The organism is Pseudoruminococcus sp. (assembly GCF_047012705.1).
In the GTDB taxonomy this organism is placed as follows: Bacteria; Bacillota; Clostridia; order Oscillospirales; family Acutalibacteraceae; genus Pseudoruminococcus.
Genome location: NZ_JBKXNW010000001.1, coordinates 95,791 through 116,089, shown reverse-complemented (window position 1 = coordinate 116,089; position 20,299 = coordinate 95,791). Strand labels below are relative to the sequence as shown.

General features: G+C 35.2%; 22 protein-coding genes. 13 read left to right on the top strand and 9 right to left on the bottom strand.

From position 1 onward, the window contains the following. Positions 1–17 precede the first annotated feature (17 nt). The 12 genes from ACLU24_RS00535 to ACLU24_RS00480 all read left to right on the top strand — a co-directional run bounded on the left by ACLU24_RS00535 (position 18) and on the right by ACLU24_RS00480 (position 10,788). Positions 18–1,502: a phytoene desaturase family protein gene (locus ACLU24_RS00535; RefSeq protein WP_412609364.1), complete on the top strand. Its 1,485-nt coding sequence runs from the start codon at positions 18–20 to the stop codon at positions 1,500–1,502. A gap of 15 nt (positions 1,503–1,517) precedes the next feature. Continuing rightward, positions 1,518–1,976, top strand: a complete 459-nt coding sequence (locus ACLU24_RS00530) for a GNAT family N-acetyltransferase (RefSeq protein WP_412609361.1) — start codon at positions 1,518–1,520, stop codon at positions 1,974–1,976. 103 nt (positions 1,977–2,079) lie between these two features. Continuing rightward, the gene (locus ACLU24_RS00525) at positions 2,080–2,313 is read left to right on the top strand and encodes a hypothetical protein (RefSeq protein ID WP_412609359.1); all 234 of its coding nucleotides are present in this window, start codon (positions 2,080–2,082) and stop codon (positions 2,311–2,313) included. An 83-nt stretch (positions 2,314–2,396) separates the two neighbouring features. After that, entirely contained in the window at positions 2,397–3,320 is a 924-nt protein-coding gene (gene mnmL, locus ACLU24_RS00520) for a tRNA modification radical SAM protein MnmL/YtqA (protein ID WP_412609356.1), read from the top strand. Positions 3,321–3,532: 212 nt separating this feature from the next. Further along, a complete protein-coding gene (locus tag ACLU24_RS00515) occupies positions 3,533–4,027 on the top strand; it encodes a hypothetical protein (RefSeq protein WP_412609353.1) in 495 nt (164 codons plus the stop codon). A gap of 84 nt (positions 4,028–4,111) precedes the next feature. Then, positions 4,112–4,975: a transketolase gene (locus ACLU24_RS00510; protein WP_412609350.1), complete on the top strand. Its 864-nt coding sequence runs from the start codon at positions 4,112–4,114 to the stop codon at positions 4,973–4,975. A gap of 41 nt (positions 4,976–5,016) precedes the next feature. Next, complete coding sequence (locus tag ACLU24_RS00505; RefSeq protein WP_412609347.1) at positions 5,017–5,961, top strand: transketolase family protein; 945 nt, start codon at positions 5,017–5,019, stop codon at positions 5,959–5,961. A 342-nt stretch (positions 5,962–6,303) separates the two neighbouring features. Continuing rightward, the gene (locus ACLU24_RS00500) at positions 6,304–6,624 is read left to right on the top strand and encodes a PadR family transcriptional regulator (RefSeq protein ID WP_412609344.1); all 321 of its coding nucleotides are present in this window, start codon (positions 6,304–6,306) and stop codon (positions 6,622–6,624) included. Further along, complete coding sequence (locus ACLU24_RS00495; protein ID WP_412609342.1) at positions 6,611–7,165, top strand: DUF1700 domain-containing protein; 555 nt, start codon at positions 6,611–6,613, stop codon at positions 7,163–7,165. The genes ACLU24_RS00500 and ACLU24_RS00495 overlap by 14 nt, the downstream gene beginning before the upstream one ends. 2 nt (positions 7,166–7,167) lie before the next feature. Beyond that, the gene (locus ACLU24_RS00490) at positions 7,168–8,205 is read left to right on the top strand and encodes a DUF4097 family beta strand repeat-containing protein (RefSeq protein ID WP_412609339.1); all 1,038 of its coding nucleotides are present in this window, start codon (positions 7,168–7,170) and stop codon (positions 8,203–8,205) included. A gap of 128 nt (positions 8,206–8,333) precedes the next feature. After that, on the top strand, positions 8,334–9,638 hold the full coding sequence (locus ACLU24_RS00485; RefSeq protein ID WP_412609336.1) for a bifunctional folylpolyglutamate synthase/dihydrofolate synthase: 1,305 nt from the start codon (positions 8,334–8,336) through the stop codon (positions 9,636–9,638). 277 nt (positions 9,639–9,915) lie between these two features. Continuing rightward, a complete protein-coding gene (locus ACLU24_RS00480; RefSeq protein WP_412609333.1) occupies positions 9,916–10,788 on the top strand; it encodes a methionyl aminopeptidase in 873 nt (290 codons plus the stop codon). Between the two features lie 49 nt (positions 10,789–10,837). On the opposite strand, the gene ACLU24_RS00475 is transcribed toward ACLU24_RS00480, so the two are convergent. From ACLU24_RS00475 to ACLU24_RS00445, 7 genes are all read right to left on the bottom strand, one after another. Continuing rightward, positions 10,838–12,349 carry a putative polysaccharide biosynthesis protein gene (locus tag ACLU24_RS00475; RefSeq protein ID WP_412609330.1) on the bottom strand — a complete coding sequence of 504 codons (1,512 nt, stop codon included), beginning with the start codon at positions 12,347–12,349 and terminating at the stop codon, positions 10,838–10,840. 447 nt (positions 12,350–12,796) lie between these two features. Next, complete coding sequence (locus tag ACLU24_RS00470) at positions 12,797–13,510, bottom strand: NAD-dependent protein deacylase (protein ID WP_412609328.1); 714 nt, start codon at positions 13,508–13,510, stop codon at positions 12,797–12,799. A gap of 27 nt (positions 13,511–13,537) precedes the next feature. Next, complete coding sequence (locus tag ACLU24_RS00465; RefSeq protein ID WP_412609325.1) at positions 13,538–14,164, bottom strand: SGNH/GDSL hydrolase family protein; 627 nt, start codon at positions 14,162–14,164, stop codon at positions 13,538–13,540. Further along, positions 14,164–14,994, bottom strand: a complete 831-nt coding sequence (locus ACLU24_RS00460; protein WP_412609322.1) for a prephenate dehydrogenase — start codon at positions 14,992–14,994, stop codon at positions 14,164–14,166. Before ACLU24_RS00460 ends, ACLU24_RS00465 begins: the two co-directional genes overlap by 1 nt. Positions 14,995–15,018: 24 nt before the next feature. Beyond that, positions 15,019–15,492, bottom strand: coding sequence for a GNAT family N-acetyltransferase (locus ACLU24_RS00455; RefSeq protein WP_412609319.1), 474 nt, complete (start codon positions 15,490–15,492; stop codon positions 15,019–15,021). Beyond that, a complete protein-coding gene (gene aroF / locus ACLU24_RS00450) occupies positions 15,485–16,510 on the bottom strand; it encodes a 3-deoxy-7-phosphoheptulonate synthase (protein WP_412609315.1) in 1,026 nt (341 codons plus the stop codon). Before aroF ends, ACLU24_RS00455 begins: the two co-directional genes overlap by 8 nt. A 22-nt stretch (positions 16,511–16,532) precedes the next feature. Then, entirely contained in the window at positions 16,533–17,495 is a 963-nt protein-coding gene (locus ACLU24_RS00445; RefSeq protein WP_412609312.1) for an NAD-dependent epimerase/dehydratase family protein, read from the bottom strand. A gap of 455 nt (positions 17,496–17,950) precedes the next feature. Here ACLU24_RS00445 and ACLU24_RS00440 point away from each other — a divergent pair, with 455 nt between their 5' ends. After that, entirely contained in the window at positions 17,951–19,255 is a 1,305-nt protein-coding gene (locus tag ACLU24_RS00440; protein WP_412609309.1) for a DUF6270 domain-containing protein, read from the top strand. Positions 19,256–19,311: 56 nt separating this feature from the next. Here the strand turns inward: ACLU24_RS00440 and ACLU24_RS00435 are convergent, their stop codons facing one another. Both ACLU24_RS00435 and ACLU24_RS00430 read right to left on the bottom strand, forming a co-directional pair. Beyond that, positions 19,312–19,713, bottom strand: coding sequence for a DUF5658 family protein (locus tag ACLU24_RS00435; RefSeq protein ID WP_475495298.1), 402 nt, complete (start codon positions 19,711–19,713; stop codon positions 19,312–19,314). Between the two features lie 68 nt (positions 19,714–19,781). Further along, on the bottom strand, positions 19,782–20,249 hold the full coding sequence (locus ACLU24_RS00430) for a LysM peptidoglycan-binding domain-containing protein (RefSeq protein WP_412609306.1): 468 nt from the start codon (positions 20,247–20,249) through the stop codon (positions 19,782–19,784). Positions 20,250–20,299 lie beyond the last annotated feature (50 nt).

Below are 20,299 nucleotides of genomic sequence, written 5' to 3'. Positions count from 1 at the left end.
ATAGGAGGAAAACTGCTATGAAAAAAATTGTTATTGTAGGTGGAGGAATTTCGGGCCTTACTTCTGGAATCTTTGCACAGAAATATGGCTTTGAAAGCATAGTGCTTGAAAAAAATTCTGTCGCAGGCGGAGAATGTACAGGCTGGGATAGGCAGGGCAGTCATATAGACGGCTGTATTCATTGGCTTACAGGTACTAAAAAGGATACTGAGCTTTATGATTTGTGGTGCGAAGTTGGCGCTTTAGACGGCATTGATATAATCAATTTAGACTATTATTATATGTTTGAATATGATGGAAAAAAGATATGTTTCTATAATGATTATAATAAGTTAAGAGAGGAACTTTTGTCTGTATCTGCTGAAGATTCTGAACTGATTGATGAATTTATCTCCGCTTGCAAGGCTGTGGAAAGTATTGAAATGCCTACATCAAAGCCTATGGATATGATGAGTATCATTGATATGATGAAGCTCGGCAAAAAGATGATGTCAGGCTTTGGTGCTATGAAAAAATATAGTGCAGTAAGCTGTAAGGAATTTGCAGAGAGGTTCAAAAGTCCTATTCTGCAAAAAGTGTTTAGGAGCTTTATGCCGGATAATTATTCCATTTCACAGGTTATGTTTTCTTATGCTACCATTGTGAGTGGCAACGGCGGTATTCCTGTTGGAGGCTCTAAAGCTATGGCTATGAGAATGGCAGATAAATATAAATCTCTCGGCGGTCAGCTAAGACTTAATACAAGCGTAGATGAAATTATCATAAAGGACGGCAAAGCAGTAGGAGTAAAACTTCAGAATGGGGATATTATTGACGCAGATTATGTTATTTCAACCTGTGATGCAAATGTCACCCTACAAAAACTACTTCGTGGCAAGTATGTTGATAAACAGCTTCAACCATACTACGATGACCTTGAAAATAATCCCCTGCAATCAAATGTTCTTGTAGCATTTGCTGTTGACGGCGATGTTAGCAATTTGCCGATTTCATTTATATTTGATTCTGAAAAGTATGAAATTGCAGGAAAAACCGAAGATAGAGTTGGTATGAGGGTATACTCATACGATAAATCTCTTGTTAAAAATGGCAAGACAACCATTACATCTTATATTTCTCAAAACACACAACAATTTGATTACTGGAAAAAGCTTTATGAAAATAAAGAAGCCTATAAAGCTGAAAAAATGCGTATTGCTGAGGAAATTCTAAAGCGTATTTTAAAGCATTTTCCAGAGCTTGAGAGCAGAATTAAGATTATAGATGTAGCAACGCCTGCAACCTATGAGAGATATTGCGGAGCATATAAAGGCTCTTGGATGTCTTTTATGTCTACACCTAAATCTAAACAATCACGAGGTCATAACGGTAAAATTGACGGTATCGATAATTTCCAACTTTCGGGACAGTGGATATATTCACCGGGCGGTTTACCATGTGCCGTAGCAACCGGTAAATTTGCTGTTCAAAGAATATGCAAGGCAGAGAAAATTAAATTATAAATTCGGAGGACTAAAATGAATATCAGACGAGCAAAAAAAGAGGATATACCACAGATAGAGGAATTGTTATATCAAGTTCAAAAAGTACATTCAGACGGCAGACCGGACCTTTTCAAAGCAGGCGAGAAAAAGTATACAACAGAAGAACTTGAAACCTTAGTTAAAAATGATGAGAAACCAATGTTTGTCGCAGAAGATGATGTAATACTCGGTTATGCTTTTTGCATATTTCAGCATCATGGCAGTTCTATGTATAATAAGACTACTCTTTATATAGACGATTTATGTGTTTCAGAGAAATCAAGAGGTTATAAGGTCGGTACAAAACTTTATGAATTTGTTTTAGATTTCGCTAAGAAAAACGGTTGCTATAATGTCACTCTTAATGTATGGGATTGTAATGAATCTGCAAAAATCTTTTATGAAAAATGCGGCTTAAGTATTCAGAAATACGGTATGGAAAAAATTCTTTAAAAATACTGGAATAAGTTTTTTATTGGTTATTTCCACTTGCCTATTGCAGTAATTTATATTAGGATATAATATTATAGCAATAAAAGATACTGCGGAGGGAATTATGCGAAAATCTAACGAAAGAGGTTTGAAGAAAACAGCAAAGCTTACTGGGGCTATAGCATTTATTGTTGTGTTTACAACATTGATGGCTTTATTAGGCTTTCATCTTGCGTCAAGATATAGAGCAACCATAATGGGCTTGTTTAATAATGTTACTGAAAAAATATCAGGCATAGAAAACGATATACGAGAAGAAGCAGAAATTGTAGTTTCAATGCCAGAATCTAAAAAATAATAATCTTTTTAATAAAATTTAAGCGAGTCTTTTGACTCGCTTGATTTGCGTTTAATATAAAATAAAATATGAGGAAAAACAAAATGGAAAAAATGTTCTGGGGTGGCAGAAGATATCGCTCTTTAGATTATATGTTAAAGGAAAGATACGGCGAAAAGCTTTATAAACTATCACTAAATGGTGGAATGACTTGTCCTAATCGTGATGGTAAGATTTCCAAGGGCGGTTGTATTTTTTGCAGTGCTGGAGGTTCAGGAGATTTTGCCGCAAATTTTAATACTGATATTGCTAAGCAGATTGAGCAAGCAAAAACTCTTGTCAGCAAAAAATATCAGGGAGATAGATTTATAGCATATTTTCAAGCCTATACTAATACATATGCTCCTGTTGAATATCTTCGCAAACTATTTATAAATACAATTATGCGAGATGATATAGCAATATTGTCGATTGCCACAAGACCCGATTGCCTTGGCGATGATGTTATAGAATTGCTTTCCGAACTTAATCGCATAAAACCCGTATGGGTAGAATTAGGCTTGCAAACAATAAATGAATCAACGGCAAAGCTTATAAATAGAGGTTACGAGCTTTCGTGTTATGATGAAGCAGTCAGAAAACTTAGAAATATTGGTGTTGAAATTATAACTCATATGATTATAGGCTTGCCTCACGAAACAAAAGAAGATATTCTTTCTACAGCAAAATATATCGGAAAAACAGCCGACGGCATTAAATTACAGCTTATGCATATTTTAAAAAATACAAAACTTCTTGAAATGTATGAAAATGGCGAATTTAAAGCACTTACTGAGGAAGAATATATAGAAATAGTTTGTGAGATTATTTCTGTTTTGCCAGAGAAAATGGTAATACACAGATTGACGGGAGATGGAAACCCTGATGAACTTATTGCTCCGCTTTGGAGTTTAAGAAAGATGCCGGTGCTTAATGCAATAAACCATAGGTTAAAAGAGTTAGACATTATACAAGGAATAAAATCTTAAATAGCAAGAAATTTATTTTTACAATTTTTACTAAATCTAATTTGTTGTTTTATTCTACAATTTATTAGAAAATTTTGTTGAAATAGTAGGAATTTTGCGGTTTTTATGTGTTGCTACTATATTTTTTTCGTTTGTTGTGTTAAAATACAATTTGGTATCACTGTTTTTAATGCAAATCTTTTGACGAATAAATCATAAGGATTGATTGGATAATGAAGCATATCATATTCAGAAAAAAACTTATAGCTATACTTTCGGCGATGATTCTTGTAGCTTCTTGTCCGATAGTCGCTATGGCTGATAATGATTATAGTAGTTCAAGTACTATTAAAACCGAAACTTCTAAGGAAACCTCAAGAATGACTTCTTCCGATTGGGCAGAACTTCAAAGCCAGGTTGAAGCAGAGATTAGTTCACAGAATGCAGAGCAGAGTGATAAAAAATCAAGTAATGAAAATTCTAAGGGTGGAAGCTTTAAAGATTTTAAAGACGGCAAATATGTCGGAAACGGCGAATGGCTTTTGGTTATAGGTATAATTTTAATAGTACTCGGTGTTGCAGGGATAGGCTTTGTTGTGATTATGATGCTCAGAAGAAAAAAGATTTCTCAGAGAGCGAATAGCAAACAATATTCTGTAAACAGCCAAAGAAGACCACCGAACAAAAGCGATGGTTCTTCTGGCAGGAGAATTGCACCAAAAAAATAACAGGTCAATAAATACGCAATGGATTTCGCATAAAGCGAAAGTCTAAATATATTTCTTATTCATTTTACGGGAGGAATATTATCCATGGACAAAAGAGAAAAAGCAGAGCTGAAAATTACTGCCAACAAAGTACGACAGCTTATCATTGAGGGTGTTTTCAACGCTAAATCAGGCCATCCGGGTGGCTCACTTTCTGCCGCTGATATTTTTACATACCTCTACTTTAAGGAGCTTAATGTAGACCCTAAAAATCCTAAGTGGGCAGACAGAGATAGATTTGTACTTTCTAAGGGCCATTGTTGCCCGGGTTTGTATGCAGCACTTGCAATCAAGGGTTATTTCCCAGAGAAAGAGATAAAATCTCTTCGTCATATAGGTGCAATGCTTCAAGGTCACCCGGATATGAAGGGTACTCCGGGCGTTGATATGAGTTCAGGCTCACTCGGACAAGGTGTTTCTGCGGCTTGCGGTATGGCTCTTGCAGCTAAGATGGATAATGCCTCCTATCGTGTATACGCAATGCTTGGTGACGGCGAATGTGAAGAAGGACAAGTTTGGGAGTCCGCAATGTTTGCAGCGCATCATAATCTTGATAATCTTTGCTATATCGTAGATTATAATGGCTTGCAGATTGATGGTAAGGTTAGCGAAGTTGCTGGTCTTGAGCCTCTCGATAAGAAATTTGAAAGCTTTGGTTTTGAGGTTATCAAGATTTGCGGCCATTGCTTCAATCAGATTGAGGAAGCTTTTGAAAAGGCTAAATCCATAAAGGGTAAGCCAACAGTTATTATTGCAGAAACAATCAAGGGTAAGGGCGTTTCCTATATGGAAGACCAGGTAGGTTGGCACGGAAAAGCTCCTAACCAAGAGCAGTATGAGCTTGCACTTAATGAACTCAAGGAACAGCAAAAAGTTCTTGAAGAGCAGCTTGCAGAAATTAAAGATTGATTTTAAATAAAACCCTTTATTATTGAAAGGAATGGTTATAAATGGCAGAGAGTGTTAAAATAGCAACCAGAGAGAGCTTCGGAAAGGCTCTTTGTGAGCTTGCAAAGACACATTCAGATATAGTCGTTCTTGATGCAGACCTTTCCGCTGCAACAAAAACAGACATTTTCGCAAAACAATATCCAGATAAATTCATCGATTGCGGTATCGCAGAATGTAATATGATAGGCGTTGCAGCAGGTCTTGCAGCAGCAGGAAAAGTTCCATTTGCAGCATCATTCGCAATGTTTGCAACAGGTCGTGCATACGAGCAAATCAGAAACACAGTAGCTTATCCTGCGCTTAATGTTAAAATTGCAGGTTCACACGCAGGTATTTCTGTAGGTGAAGACGGCGCGACTCACCAGTGTCTTGAGGATATTGCCCTTATGAGAACTATTCCGGGTATGGTTATCCTCAATCCTGCTGACCATTATGAAATGGTAGCGGCTACTAAGGCAGCCTATGAGCATAAAGGTCCAGTTTATATCAGACTTGGCAGACTCGCTATTGATAGCTTTAATGACCCTGATAGTTATAAGTTTGAAATCGGTAAGGGTATTACTCTCCATGAAGGCAACGATGTTACTGTTATTGCAACAGGTCTTGTTGTTTATGAATCACTCAAAGCAGTTAAGGCACTTGAGGCAGAGGGTATCAATGTAAGACTTATCAATATGCATACAATCAAGCCTATTGATAAGGATATTATCGTTAAGGCAGCAAAGGAAACAGGCAGAATTATCACTGTTGAGGAACATAATATCATCGGTGGTCTTGGCGAAGCTGTTGCATCTGCTGTATGCGAAGAATACCCAGTACCAGTTACAAGAATCGGTATCAACGATACATACGGTCATTCAGGTCCGGCTGTTGGACTTATCGCTGAATACGGACTTGATTCTGTTTCTCTTGCAAAGAGATTTAAGGAAATTATCGGCAAATAATAGCTTTTAATTTATTAAATAACATGAGTTCGACAGAAATTAAAAGTTTCGCTCAAGCCTTTTTAAAGGCTTGCAGGGTCAAGGGACGGAGTCCCTTGTGGGTTTTAAGGGCAAAGCCCTTAACATTCTTTACCCAACGGGCGAACGCAGTTCGCCCCTACTTTTATAAATTATTATTAACTAAGGACATTCATCGAACTTACATTAAATAATTTCAAAAGAACGGTTCTATTTAGAACCGTTCTTTTTTGTTGATTTTTTATTAATACCTCTTGACACGATATACTATGTATGATATAGTATATCACATAAGACAGTATGTTTAAGAAAGGAGTGTATAACTTGGATTCACAGCTAAAAAAAGGTATGCTTGAAGTTTGTGTGCTAAAGGTTTTAACTAAAGGAGAAAGCTATGGTTATAAAATTATCAGCGATTTGTCACCAAATATCGAAATTTCTGAATCAACGCTTTATCCGATTTTAAAGCGTTTGCAGTCATCAGGTTGTCTGACAGTAGAGGCAAAAGAGCATAACGGCAGATTAAGAAAATATTATAGAATAACAAACCTTGGCTTTGAGCGTATTGATGAATTTCTCAAAGATTGGGAACAAATCGACAAAATCTATAAATTTATTGCGGAGGTAAACTATGAATCAATATGAATATCTTAAAGAACTAAGAAGCTATCTTTCACCGCTTGGCAGAATAGAAGAAGATAGAGTAATCGAATACTATGCCGAGCTTATCGTAGATAAAATAGAATCAGGAATACCCGAAAAGGAGGTACTTACACAGCTTGGAACTCCTCGTCAGCTTGCGGATAAAATTCTTTCCGAAACACAAGAATATGAAGAACCCCAGAATATTAAAGAGCCTAAAGAATTAAGTGTAGGTCGTATAGTAGGATTTTCAATTTTAATTCCATTTGTGATTACTGCCTTAGCAATTTTATATTCAGTAGCAGTTTCATTTGTAGCTGCGTCCGTTGGAATGCAGTTAGGTGGAGTTCTTACAATAATCGGTTCATTTTTTGTTATGTTCGTATCTTTTGGAGCAGGTATATGCCAATTTGGAGTAGCAATATTTGTTTCGGCTTTGGGACTTTTTGCAGCTTATGGTTCGTGGAAATTTATACTTCTCTGCATAAAAATCACACAAAAAATATTTAAGGCATATGCAAAAACATATACAAAGGGGGCTTAAAAATGACAAAGAAATTTTTAACTATTACAGGAATTGCCTGTGCATTTGGTTTAATCATAGCTTTAATAGGTTTCGCTATGATTGGTTTCGATTTTATTAAATTGGATCTAGATGAAGACTATACCGAAAAAGTTTTTACTGTCAGTGATAGTGAAATTTCATCGGTTAAGGTATATACAGACTTGATGAAAGTAAAAATTTGCTATCGCCAAGACGATAAAAACGAAATTCGCATAACATATTACGAAAATAATAAACATAAGCCTACCGTTACAACTGAGGATGGAACAGTAATCCTAAATGACAGAAAAGGATTTAACAATTTGTTTTCTACAGACGGAATATTTTCAGGTATAAAAAGAAGTAAGCTTGAAACAGTTGTCGAGATTCCTAAGGATAGTAAATCTCTTGAAATCAATATTGATAATAGTAATGCAAGTATATCCGCAGAAAATATAAAAGCAGATAATATAAAACTAAAAACATCGAATGCAAGTATAAATATAAGTGGAGAATTTAAAAATGAAGTTTATTGCGAAACTTCAAATTCAAGCATTAACAGTAAGAATATAACCGCAAATTCAATAACTTTCAGCTCATCAAACGGATATTGTGGTGCTGAAAATGTTAAGAGTAAAGCTCTAAGCGTAAGCACATCTAATGCGGCAATAAACATTACAAAGATAAATTCAAGCGTAGTAAAGCTCGAAACCTCAAATAGTTATATAAATATTGGCGATGTTATTGCAGATATTTCGTTCTATGCAGAAACATCTAATGGAAATATTTCGACAAATAGTATAAATTCCAATAAAATAGAACTGGATACAAGCAACGGAAACATAAATTCAACTGTTGTTGGAAAAGAAAAAGATTTCAGAATAGAGAGCGGAACATCTAATGGCAACGATAATATTTCAGGCCGCGGCAACGGTTCCGCAAGTAAAAGCCTTTCAGCATATACCTCAAACGGTAATATAAATGTTTACTTTGACGATGAATATACCGTTACCGAGGGTTTGCAGAAAATACTTGATTAAGTTTTAGAAGTTTATAAAAATAAAGTGGGTTTCCGAAAGGATTCCCACTTTATTTTTATGCACTTGCAAAACATAAAAAAAGGTTATATACTATTATACGCACGGTAAATGTGCTTATGGAGGTTATAATGGACTATTCTCAATCAATTCAAAAGGTAAATTCTTTGCTTAAATTTGGTATAAAACCGGGTCTTGAGCGAATTGGTGAACTTCTTAATCGTCTTGGCAATCCACAGGATAAGCTTAAATTCGTCCATGTTGCAGGAACAAATGGCAAAGGTACAGCTTGCACATTGATTTCAAATGTTCTTACTGCAGCTGGTTATAAGACAGGGCTTTATACTTCACCGTATATAATGGATTTTCGTGAACGCTTTCGTATAAATGGAGAGATGATTCCAAAGGACGAACTTTCTAAGCTTACAGAAAGAGTTTCAAAAGTTGTTGACGAGATGAAACAGGAAGATTTAATCATAACTGAATTTGAATTTATTACAGCTTTAGCTTTTTTGTGGTATTTTGAGCAGAAATGTGATATAGTAGTATTAGAGGTCGGTTTAGGCGGTCGCTTTGACGCTACCAATATAATAAATACCTCGCTTATATCAGTTATAATGTCAATTTCTCTCGACCATACAGCTATTCTCGGAGATACAGTCGAAAAGATAGCATATGAAAAGTGTGGAATAATAAAGCCTTGCGGTCAGGCGGTAGTCTACGCTAACCAGCCAGATGGAGTTATACCTGTTGTTGAAAATTCTGTCAAGGATAATAAAGCAACCTTGACTATTGCAGACGATTCCGCGGTAAAATTGATTAAAACTGATATAAAGGGCTCAGAATTTATATATTCCGCAAATGGTAGATTCGGTATTGATAGTGATATGAAGTTGTTTATCCCATTTATCGGAGAACATCAACTGCGAAATGCCTCAACTGCTCTTGAAGCCTTAAATATTCTTTATAAGCAAGGATATAAGATTACATCAGAAGCTATTGAAAAGGGTTTCCGCACAGCGTCATTCTTTGCACGACTTGAGCTTATCAGTGAAAATCCTATTGTACTGCTTGATGGAGCTCATAATCCGGGAGGTGCAAAGGCTCTTGCAAATGCGATTAAAAAATATCTTTCCGGAAAGAAAAAAATACTTATTATGGGAATGTTGGCTGACAAAGATGTAGAAACAGCGGTTTCATACATTGCACCTAATTTTGATAAAGCGTATACTCTTTCGCCTGACAATCCAAGAGCTATGTCATCAGAAGAGCTTGCAAAAGTTGTTGAAAAATACTGCCAAGATATTACGCCGCTTGAGGATTATCGCAAAGCCTATGAGCTTGCTGTATCAGATGCGGGAGCCGACGGAGCGGTAGTTATCTGTGGTTCTTTATATCTTGCAGGAAAGATGAGACATATTATTTTTGAAAATTGATTTTCTAATATAACATGAGTTTGATAAACACTTAAAAGTTTCGCTCAAGTTTTTTCAGAGGCTTACAGTTTCCAAAGGTAATCACCTGCGGCATAACCTTTGGTCGTTCTCCGCAGAGAGCGAAATACTTTATCCTTCACAAAGCGCAGGAGGATAGAAAAACATTCCAATGGAATGTTTATAATAACTTTAAATTTGATAGTTTTTTAAAGCTGTTATAAGCTAATATCTATCATCAAACTTATGTTAATATATTTTATCAAGGGAGATTTTATAAATGGAGAAGCTTGGAAGAAATGAACCGTGTTGGTGCGGAAGTGGCAAGAAATATAAAAAATGCCACGAGGAATTTGATAACAAAATAGAAGAATTTGAACTTATGGGACACGAAGTGCCAGACCACAGTATGATTAAAACACCGGCTCAGATTGAAGCTATTAAAGAAAGCTGTAAGATAAATATAGCTGTTCTTGATGAAGTCGCTAAAAAAATTCATGCAGGAATGACAACTCAGGAAATTGATGATATTGTCTATAAAAAGACCACAGAAATGGGTGGTATACCTGCACCATTGAATTATGAGGGTTATCCTAAGAGTGTTTGCACATCAATAAATGAAGTTGTTTGCCACGGTATTCCATCAGATGATGTTGTGCTTAAAGATGGCGATATTGTAAATATTGATTGCTCAACTATACTCAATGGATATTTTTCAGATTCCTCAAGAATGTTTTGTATAGGTGATGTCAGCGAAGAAAAACGCAAGCTTGTTGAGGTTACAAAGGAAGCTGTTGAGTTAGGACTTAAAGAAGTAAAGCCATGGGGATTTCTTGGAGATATGGGCGAAGCCGTACATGAACACGCTGTCAAAAATGGCTATTCAGTTGTCAGACAGATAGGCGGTCATGGCGTTGGTTTGGAATTTCACGAGGACCCATGGGTAGGATATTGCTCAAAGAGGGGAGAAGATATGCTTCTCGTTCCTGGAATGATATTCACAATAGAACCTATGATAAATATGGGTACAGATAAGATTTTCCAAGATGAAAATGACGGCTGGACTATTTATACAGCAGATAAGAAACCATCTGCACAGTGGGAAATTATGGTTCTCGTTACCGAAGATGGTGCGGAGGTTCTCTGTTACTAATTTTTAGATATTTTAAAGCGTTGGCAAGGAATTTTGTCAACGCTTTTTGTTAATCTATTCTTAACTTTTGTACTGAAAATTTCTTATCATTTCGCCTTGTTATGTATAATAATAAAATATATCCAATGCACGAAAGTAAAATTTTTAGGATTAAGCCTAATATGCTGTCTTGCTTGAACGGTAACATTATAATCAATATACAAGGTAAGGCAACACAAAGCAAAGGACGAATTATCCACTCAAATATTTTAAGTCTTAATTGCACAACTTTAAGAAATCTCCAGATACTAAGGCTTGTATTAAGTAATTCGCTGACAAATATCACGATGATAAAACCTTTAATTCCCATAATCGGTAGTAGGAAATATGTCAATATAACTCTTATTACAGAATCTATGAAATTAAATATTAAATAGCTTACTTGCTCATTAAGTCCTTTTAGTATGCCGTCAACAACACTGTCGAGATACATAAGCGGGATTACAGGTGCAAGAATTGCTATATATATGCCTACATCGCTTGAATGATAAATTACTGTTCCTAATTCATTTGATAAAAATATCATTATTGCCATAACCGGAATGGAATATAAAAGTCCGATTCTGAAAAGCCGTTCGGATATTCGTCTGACGGAGTTTTCTTTATTTTGTGCCTTAGCTTGGGATATTTCTGGAATAATCAGCGTTGAAAGTGGCATTATAAAAATCGCTGGGAAAGTTATTATCGGCATAACCATTCCGCTTATTGTTCCATAGGTTGAAAGTGCATTTGTGTAGTTTGAGCCGTTCTTGCGAAGTCCTGTAGGGATAAGCGAATTTTCGATAGCTGATAATCCCGAACGCAGACAAGAACTTCCTGTAACGGGTAGGGCTATTGAGGTGAATGTGCTTATAAAATGTGGAACTCTTTTCGGTTTACCTTTGATTTTTGAAACGCTTATTCTGTAAAGTAAGTAGGAATATATGCACGAAATTACTTCTGCACCTGTTGTACCGATTACGATTGAACAGCAGGCGTATTCAAGTCCCATAGGGGCAAGCTTTCCGACAAGAATTGCGAAAACGGCTATTTCTGCAATCTGTTCTAAAATCTGTTCAAAGGATGTTGTTATTACACTTCTTCTTGCAAGAAAGTATCCCCTTAAACAAGCTGAAACAGCCATAAATGGCAAACTTGGCGCAAGAATTTTAATTGATAAAACCGTTCTTGAATCGCCTAAAAAAACACTTCCAAGCTCATTAGAAAATGCAAACATCATAATTCCAAATGCCGTACTTATGCCTACTGAAATTATCAGACAAAGAGTTACACAGCGTTTGGCAATACCGTTTTCACCTCTTGCAAGATAATCTGTTACTAACCTTGTTACAAACAGGCTTATTCCTGCGGTTGTTACCGAGGCAAAGAACATATAAACTGTTAAAATAAGCTGATAAAGTCCGATTCCCTCTGCACCTATTGTATTTGACATATATACACGAAATGCAAGTCCCATACTTCTTATTATTAAGGCTGTTGCTACAAGAAGTATTGAATTTACGAGAAATTTTTTCTTATTCATATCAGTCCGCCTTTCGCAAAAGCTATGATATACATTTATATGCGGACAAGATTGAATTTAAGAATAATTAAATCGTAAAAATAGGATAATACAAGCTTATATATTTTTAGTGAGCTTTTAATTGGCAACGCTCTTATGCACCTACTTTTAGTAACTAATTTACTGCAAATACAATTAAAAGCTTTAAATTATATAACACTTAATGTGTATCTTATATATTTATTATAAGTGGATAATTCTAATTTGTCAAGCGCTTTAACACAATTTGTGTAAATGATAGAGGGCTATATAGGTAGCAAAGACTTTTATAAATTATACAATATAAGCTTTATTTTTATAGGATGTTTTAAAATTGGACTTTGAACTACAAACCTTTCATTTTTTAGGAAAAATTATCAGCTAAAAAGGGAACGAAAATATTTTCGTTCCCTTTAAATTTACAATAAATTATTCAATAACATTACTTAAAACCTTACCTATAGAGTCGTGTATGACTATATCAGCCTTACTGTCAACAGGTGTTTCGGATTTATTTATAAGCACAAGATATTTTCCATTGAAATACTGAATTAAACCAGCCGCAGGATAAACATTAAGCGAAGTTCCACCAATAATAAGCATATCACAATTAGCAATAAGCCTTACAGATTCATTTATGGTGCGTTCATCAAGACCTTCTTCATATAAAACAACATCGGGCTTAATTATACCGCCACAAGTACAGTGTGGAACACCGGTGCTTTCGGCGATATATTCTGCTGAGTAGAACTTATGGCATTTCATACAGTAGTTTCTTAAAACAGAACCATGAAGTTCAAATACATTTTTAGAGCCTGCCGCTTGATGAAGTCCGTCTATATTTTGTGTAACTATGCCTTTTAGCTTGCCTTCTTTTTCAAGTTTCGTAAGGGCAAGGTGAGCTTTATTCGGTTTGACATCAAGACAGAGCATTTTTTCTCTATAAAAATCATAGAAATCCTTAGTATTACGCATAAAGAAAGTATGGCTTAGAATTGTTTCGGGAGGAAATTTATATTTTTGATTATAAAGACCGTCAACACTTCTGAAATCGGGAATACCGCTCTCGGTAGAAACTCCGGCTCCACCAAAGAAAACTATACTTTTGCTTTCGTCTATGGCTTTTTTCAATTCATCATACATTTGATTCGCCCCTTAGTTTTAAGAACTTTATTTGAAAATTTTTCGGATTTCTTTTTCAATAGCTGTGGCAAGTTTTTTGTGTTCGGCTGCGGTCATATGTTCGCAGTCTACCTCAGAGGCTACGGCGTAATTTTCCGCCGCAAGAAAATAACAATTCTTTTTCTTTGCGAGATTTTCAAATTTTGTTGCAAGCGAGTGTGATGTTTTTACAGATTGTGCATTATATGTTGAATTTATTGAAAGAATGTTCTCTCTAAGCAGTATTGGGGAGATAAGTAATATCTGCAAAGAATTTGGATTTCCACAGGAAGAAATAGCTTTATCAATAAGCTTTCCGCAGTTTGCTGTGATTTTTTCTGCAGTCATTTTGTAAAAATATTTGAGGTCATTTGTGCCAAGCATAATTATGAGTAAATCTATCGGAGAATTACTGCGAATAGAATTTTCTATGCTTTTTAGTCCGTTTCTGCCCGAAAACATAGGGTCATCAAGTGCAACTGTTCTTCCACACACGCCGTCCTCGATTATTTTAAAATCATTTCCGAGCGATTTTGAAAGTAAGCCTGTCCAGCGAATGTTTTCGTTGAATTGCCCTGAACGGTCCGGCTTGTAGCCGTAAGTATTTGAATCTCCAAAGCAAAGTATATGCTTCATCAGCCGTCAGTCCTCTCTTTTATATCTCTTGCTTTTGAGAGAAGTTCTGCAACTGCATCATTATTACCCTCTGCAACAGCGTTTCTTATGCTTGTTATATTTTCAATAAATTCATCAAGTTCACTTACAAGAGAATTTTTGTTTTCGGAGAAAAGCTCTGTCCAAAGTGGAACATTTATTCTTGCTACTCTTGATACATCACGATAGCTTCCCGCGGAAAAACCTTTATGATTTGTACAGCTTTCATTCAAAACGTAAGCACAGGCAATAACATGAGGAAGCTGTGAAGTATAAGCTATCATTCGGTCGTGTTCTTCAGGTGTGGCAATCTTTATGATTCCAAAGCCGATTTTTTTCATAAGTGCGGAAACGAAGGTTATGTCCTTTTCATCAGCACCGCAAGGCACTATTATGTAGCTGGCATTTTGGAACAAATCAGCGTCAGAGGAGGCAAAGCCGTTTGTTTCCTTGCCTGCCATAGGGTGACCACCGATAAATTTAAAGCCGTATTCTTTTGAAAGCTGAACAAGTTCGGGGCATATCTGACCTTTAATTCCTGATGTATCGGTGACTATACAGGATTTCGGGATAATATCGGCATTATCACGCACGAACTTTACAGCAGCTTCTGGGAAAGTTCCGAGTATAATCATATCAGCAGCTTTGATGGATTCTCTTGTGCCAATTTCGTGTATTGCACCGCAGGCAAGAGCATCTTGCAGAGGTTTTTCGCTTCGATTTATGCCGATTATATGGTGGTCAGTGTATTTTGCCAAAGCCTTAGCAAAAGAACCGCCTATTATTCCAAGTCCTGATATGATGATATTCATAAGATAGTCACTCCAAATAAAGATTTATTTTTGATAAAATACAAGCGTTAGTTTATCGTTTATTATCTTAGTTTTTCCTGTAGTTCGATAACCCATCTTTTCATATAAATGGCAGTTTCCCTTTTCCTGTATAATTGTGTCAAGTTCCCAATTTTTACTGCCATGGATTTTCTCGGCAAGTATAATTGCTTTTTGAGCAATACCCATATTGCGAAATTTAGGTAATATAAATATAGGACTTATTCTCTTTCGGTTATTATTTCCTGAATCAACCACACGCACTGCACCAACAGTTTGTTTATCAAGCTGTATCATATAAAAGTATGTTTCCGGCTGTTTTAATCTGAATATTGTCTTTTCAAGCGGTTCTGCCGTAGGACTTGTTTCAAAATCCTGATATTTTTCAAAAAGCTTTGCAAAGGCTTCTTTTTGCATATGCCAGATTTTTGGGGCATCGGCAAGTGAAGCTCTTACTAAGCATATATCAGAATTATTCAATAGTCATAGCCTCATCATAAGCTTTTTTCATAGCGAATACACGCTTTGCGACTAAATCGAACTGCTCAGGTGTAAGTGATTGAGCGCCATCAGAAAGTGCGTGAGGTGGGTCATTGTGTACTTCAATCATCAAGCCGTCTGCTCCTGCTGCAACTGCTGCCATAGCAAGTGGTTCTACGAGCCAAGATTTTCCTGAAGCGTGGCTTGGGTCAACGATAATAGGAAGATGTGTAAGCTTTCTCAAGACAGGAACAGCGGAAATATCAAGTGTGTTTCTTGTTGCGTTTTCATATGTGCGGATACCTCTTTCGCAGAGAATAACCTTATCGTTGCCGCCTGCCATAATATACTCGGCACTCATAAGAAATTCCTCGATTGTTGCCGCAAGTCCTCTTTTGAGAAGTATAGGCTTATCAATTTTGCCAAGTTCTTTGAGAAGCTCAAAATTCTGCATATTTCTCGCACCGACTTGAATTATATCGACATTCTCAAACATATCAATATGAGAAACTCGCATAATCTCTGTTACAATCGGTAGGCCTGTTACTCGTCTTGCCTCTTTGAGGAGGTCAAGTCCCTCTGCCTTTAAGCCCTGGAAAGCATATGGAGAGGTTCTCGGCTTGAATGCTCCGCCACGCAGGAAAGTTGCACCTGATTTCTTGACCTTTTCTGCGATACCGTTGAGTTGTTCTTCGCTCTCAACAGAGCAAGGACCTGCCATAATACAAAGGCTGCCATCACCGATTTTTTGTCCTCCGTCGAATGAAATTACTGTATTATCCGGGTGGAATTTTCTATTGGCTTTTTTATATGGCTCCTGGACACGCTTTACATTTTCGACTATATCTTGCGCGGAAATGTAGTCGATGTCAATTTTGGTTGTGTCGCCAATTAAGCCGAGAACGGTGGATTCGACACCTGTCCATTCATTAACCTTAACGCCGTATTCCTGCTCAAGCTTATTTTTGAACAGAAGGGAATCTTCCTTTGTAGCTGTGCTTTTAAGTACTATAATCATTATAATCTTTCCTTTCAAAAATTCAATTTATATTTTTTGATTTAAGAATGTTTTCTTCATTTTTAATTACATTTGGCTTGAAAATTATATTATCTCTGTCTTTCAAGAATTGCTCAAAAGCTATTTTTAAGCCGTCTGTGAATGGGGTTTCCTGTGAATAAATCTCGTTAATCTTGCTTACATCAAGAACATTATCGTAATCAAAGAACGGGAAGAAATCACGAGCTGAATAAGAATCCGACTTATAATCAAAGCAAACTGTTTTCGCCTTCCTGCCTATTGAATCTGCACAGGATTGTATCCATTCGTTTACAGTTACAGGCTTTTTGTTACCTACATTAAAAATATTTGTGCCATGTAAGTCAGATTCGATAAGCGTTTTGATTATATTTGCAAGGTCGCCTGAATAGATAAACTGTAATTTAGTTTCTCCATTATTTGGGACAATAATCGGTTTATCTTTTAGAAGATGTTCAAAGATAAATGATTCTCGCTGTGCATAATTGTTTTCGCCGTAAACATACGGTGGTCTTAATATAAACAGATTTGTGCCGACTTTATCAAAGTTTTTTATCAGATAAATTTCGGCTTCAATTTTATTTGTGCCGTAGTCTTTCCAATATTTATTTTCCGCAAGGGAATCATTCTCACTGAAAGGAATATTCAAATGCTCAACATCGTAAACCGCACTTGAGCTTATAAATACAAATGATTTTATGCTTTCAAGGCTAAGGCTTTCACAAAGAATTTTGCTTTGTTCTGCATTTGTACCGCTGACATCAATTACAAAGTCGAAATGTTTTTCTGAGAGAGCGATTTTCATAGCTTTGGAATCGTTTCTGTCGCAGATTATCGTTTCGACATTTTCACTTTTGGGTTTTGTACCACGATTAAGAACAGTTACTGAATATTCTTTTGAGAGAATATCTGCAATTTTCTTTCCGATGAAATAACTTCCACCCATAAGTAAAACTCTTTTATTCATAGGAACTTTCCTTTCATAAATATTTTGGCGAATTTTGTTTTTTAGTATAAGCCGGCAATAATACTTCAAAAACAAAAAGGACAAAGCCCGAAAGAGCTTTGTCCTGAAAATTCACCTTATTGAGAAAACATAGAGTTTAAGGCTTTTCGACAACACTTTTCGGCACAGCAAAATAAACCGTATTAAAATAACGGTGATAATAATAGCTGTTAAATCGCATTGTGTAAGCCGAGAATGTCATTCAGACTTTCCTCCTTTTTCCTCTATGGATTAACAATAACATATTTATTTTTTGTTGTCAAGGTGAAATTTTATTATTTATTACAAAGTGAAATAGCTATTTTAAAATGACAAAATTCATCTTTTTATGAAAATGAATATACTTTTACTTTTGTTGACGGTTCAAAAATGGTATGATATAATATTTGTGAAATGTTATACAGGAGGATTTATTTATGCCAGAAAATCTATTTACGGCAGATAAAAATATAAGTATCAGTATTCTTGGTACTTGCATAAGCAGAGATATTTTTGGTATGCAGAAAAATGATGGCGGATATAAAATTGACCGCTTTATTCAATCTATAAGTCCAATTTCAGCAGTAACAGAAAGTATGTTGATAAAAAATATAGAAGAGAATTATAATCAAATTGATATGATTTTTTCTGATTTGAGTAATTTTTATAAGAGAGTTCTTATATCAGATTTAAAAAAGAATGTCTTTGAATATATGTCAGAAATACATTCTGATTATTTACTTATTGATGCGGGAACTATGAGATATAACTTAGTTAAGTATATAGAAAATAATAATATTGAATTTTTATCAATCGTATTTCCTAAAAAGATAAAATTATTAAAGGAAAATGGATTTATTCCAAATGATACTACAACAATAACTTTAGATGATATAAGTGACGAAGAATTTAATGAATATATGGACCGATATATAAATGAAATGTTGAAAATTTATACAGTGGATAGAATAATTCTGCTGGAATGTGAACCGGCTTTACTTTACTTGAAAAAGGACAAGACATATATAGATACATTTCAATATGATAAGATTTTTTCTTGGAAAAAAAATATCGATAAGGGATATCGTTATTTGAGGAAAAAATTATCAGGGTGCCATATAATTGAATTTCCTGACGGAATTATAGCTGATGAAAATCATAAATGGGGTAGGTCGTCGTTACATTATGTCAGAGAATATTATGACTACGCTTTTGAAGCTATAAAACAAATTACTTATAGCGGATTGACATATGCTGAGGAACGAAATGTATTATGCGAATTAAAAGAGAAATGCGAAGATTTAGTTAAAAATCGTTACGGATATAATTTTGCTCGTACTTTTCGTTATTATGATAGTCGCAATAATTTATGTTTAAGAATGACAAGCTATGAAAAATATATGAAAGAGCTTGTACTAGATGAAAATAAAATATATAGGGTTAAAAAGTTTTTTCAAAAAAATAAATATAAGCATTGTGCGTTTTACGGATTTGGCGAAATCAGCAAATTATATATTCCGTTTTTTAAAAAATGGGGAATAAGTGTTGATTATATTATAGAAGAAACAAATCGCATTGAATATGAAGGTATTCCGATTATTAAAAAAAGAATGAATAAATATCCTGATGTGCAGGTTATGATAATTGCTGATATTGTAGCGGCTGACCAAGTAAAAGAAAGATTGGAAAAAATGGGATTGACATATCCTGTTTTAGATGCTTATGAAATATTTAACGGCTAAATTTATTGGATTTATCTTGATTATATGAATGAACCGTTTGAAATGAATTAATGCTATTAGGAATTGGCGATGGTTAGAGCGATTTTTTCCGTGAGCGGAATTAAATAGAAGGTCATTAAGATTAGCCAACAGATGTGGAATATATTGATTATGGCATATATTCCAATAGCACAATCTAAGATGTATTTTATAGGCTTTATTTGTCGTTCAGTTGCGTTTCTGAATCTATGGCGAAGATATAACAAAAGTATAAATGGTACAATACACTTCAGAATAAAGCCCCAAAAATTATTTATAGGCATTGAAAGAATAGGATTTATTTCTTGAAACATTCCGCTTTGAATTAATATCAAGGTGAAAATATAGTCGCTGACATTCAGTGCATATATTATGATTATTCTTATATCAAATATAGTCCATACTGCAAATTTTTGTAAAATATCTTTCAAAAATATCACCTCGAAAAGAGTATAGACTTCTTTTCGAGGTGATATTCATATATTGGGTATTTTTGCTTAATGCTATTCTATGAAAGCTTTATCTGCTGACCCGGATAGATAACGTTTGGCGTTGTTATTTTATTAAGGTTTATAAGTTCGCTTACGCTTGTATTGAATTTTTTTGCGATAGAATAGAGCGTATCGCCGGGTTTTACTGTATAAACACTTGGCGATGATTGTGCCTTGACCGGTATACGCAAAACCTGGTTTATGGCTATTGTTTCGGGGTCTTCAAGCTCGTTTGCATTGGCAATTTCGCCGACCGTCGTGCCAAAATATTCCGCAAGAGAATATAGAGTATCTCCCGGTTGAACTGTATATGTTATAAAATTTGATTCATCAAAGACAGGTATTCTTAAGCTTTGGTCGGGGTAAATCTTAAAAGGTGCTACTATGCCATTTGCACGAGCAATAGCATCAACAGATGAACCGAATTTTTCGGCGATATTGTGAAGTGTATCTCCTTTATTTACGGTATATACTATTATAGCCAATTAAATTCCTCCTTGAAATGTTTTCCTCATATATTATATGTTTTATGATT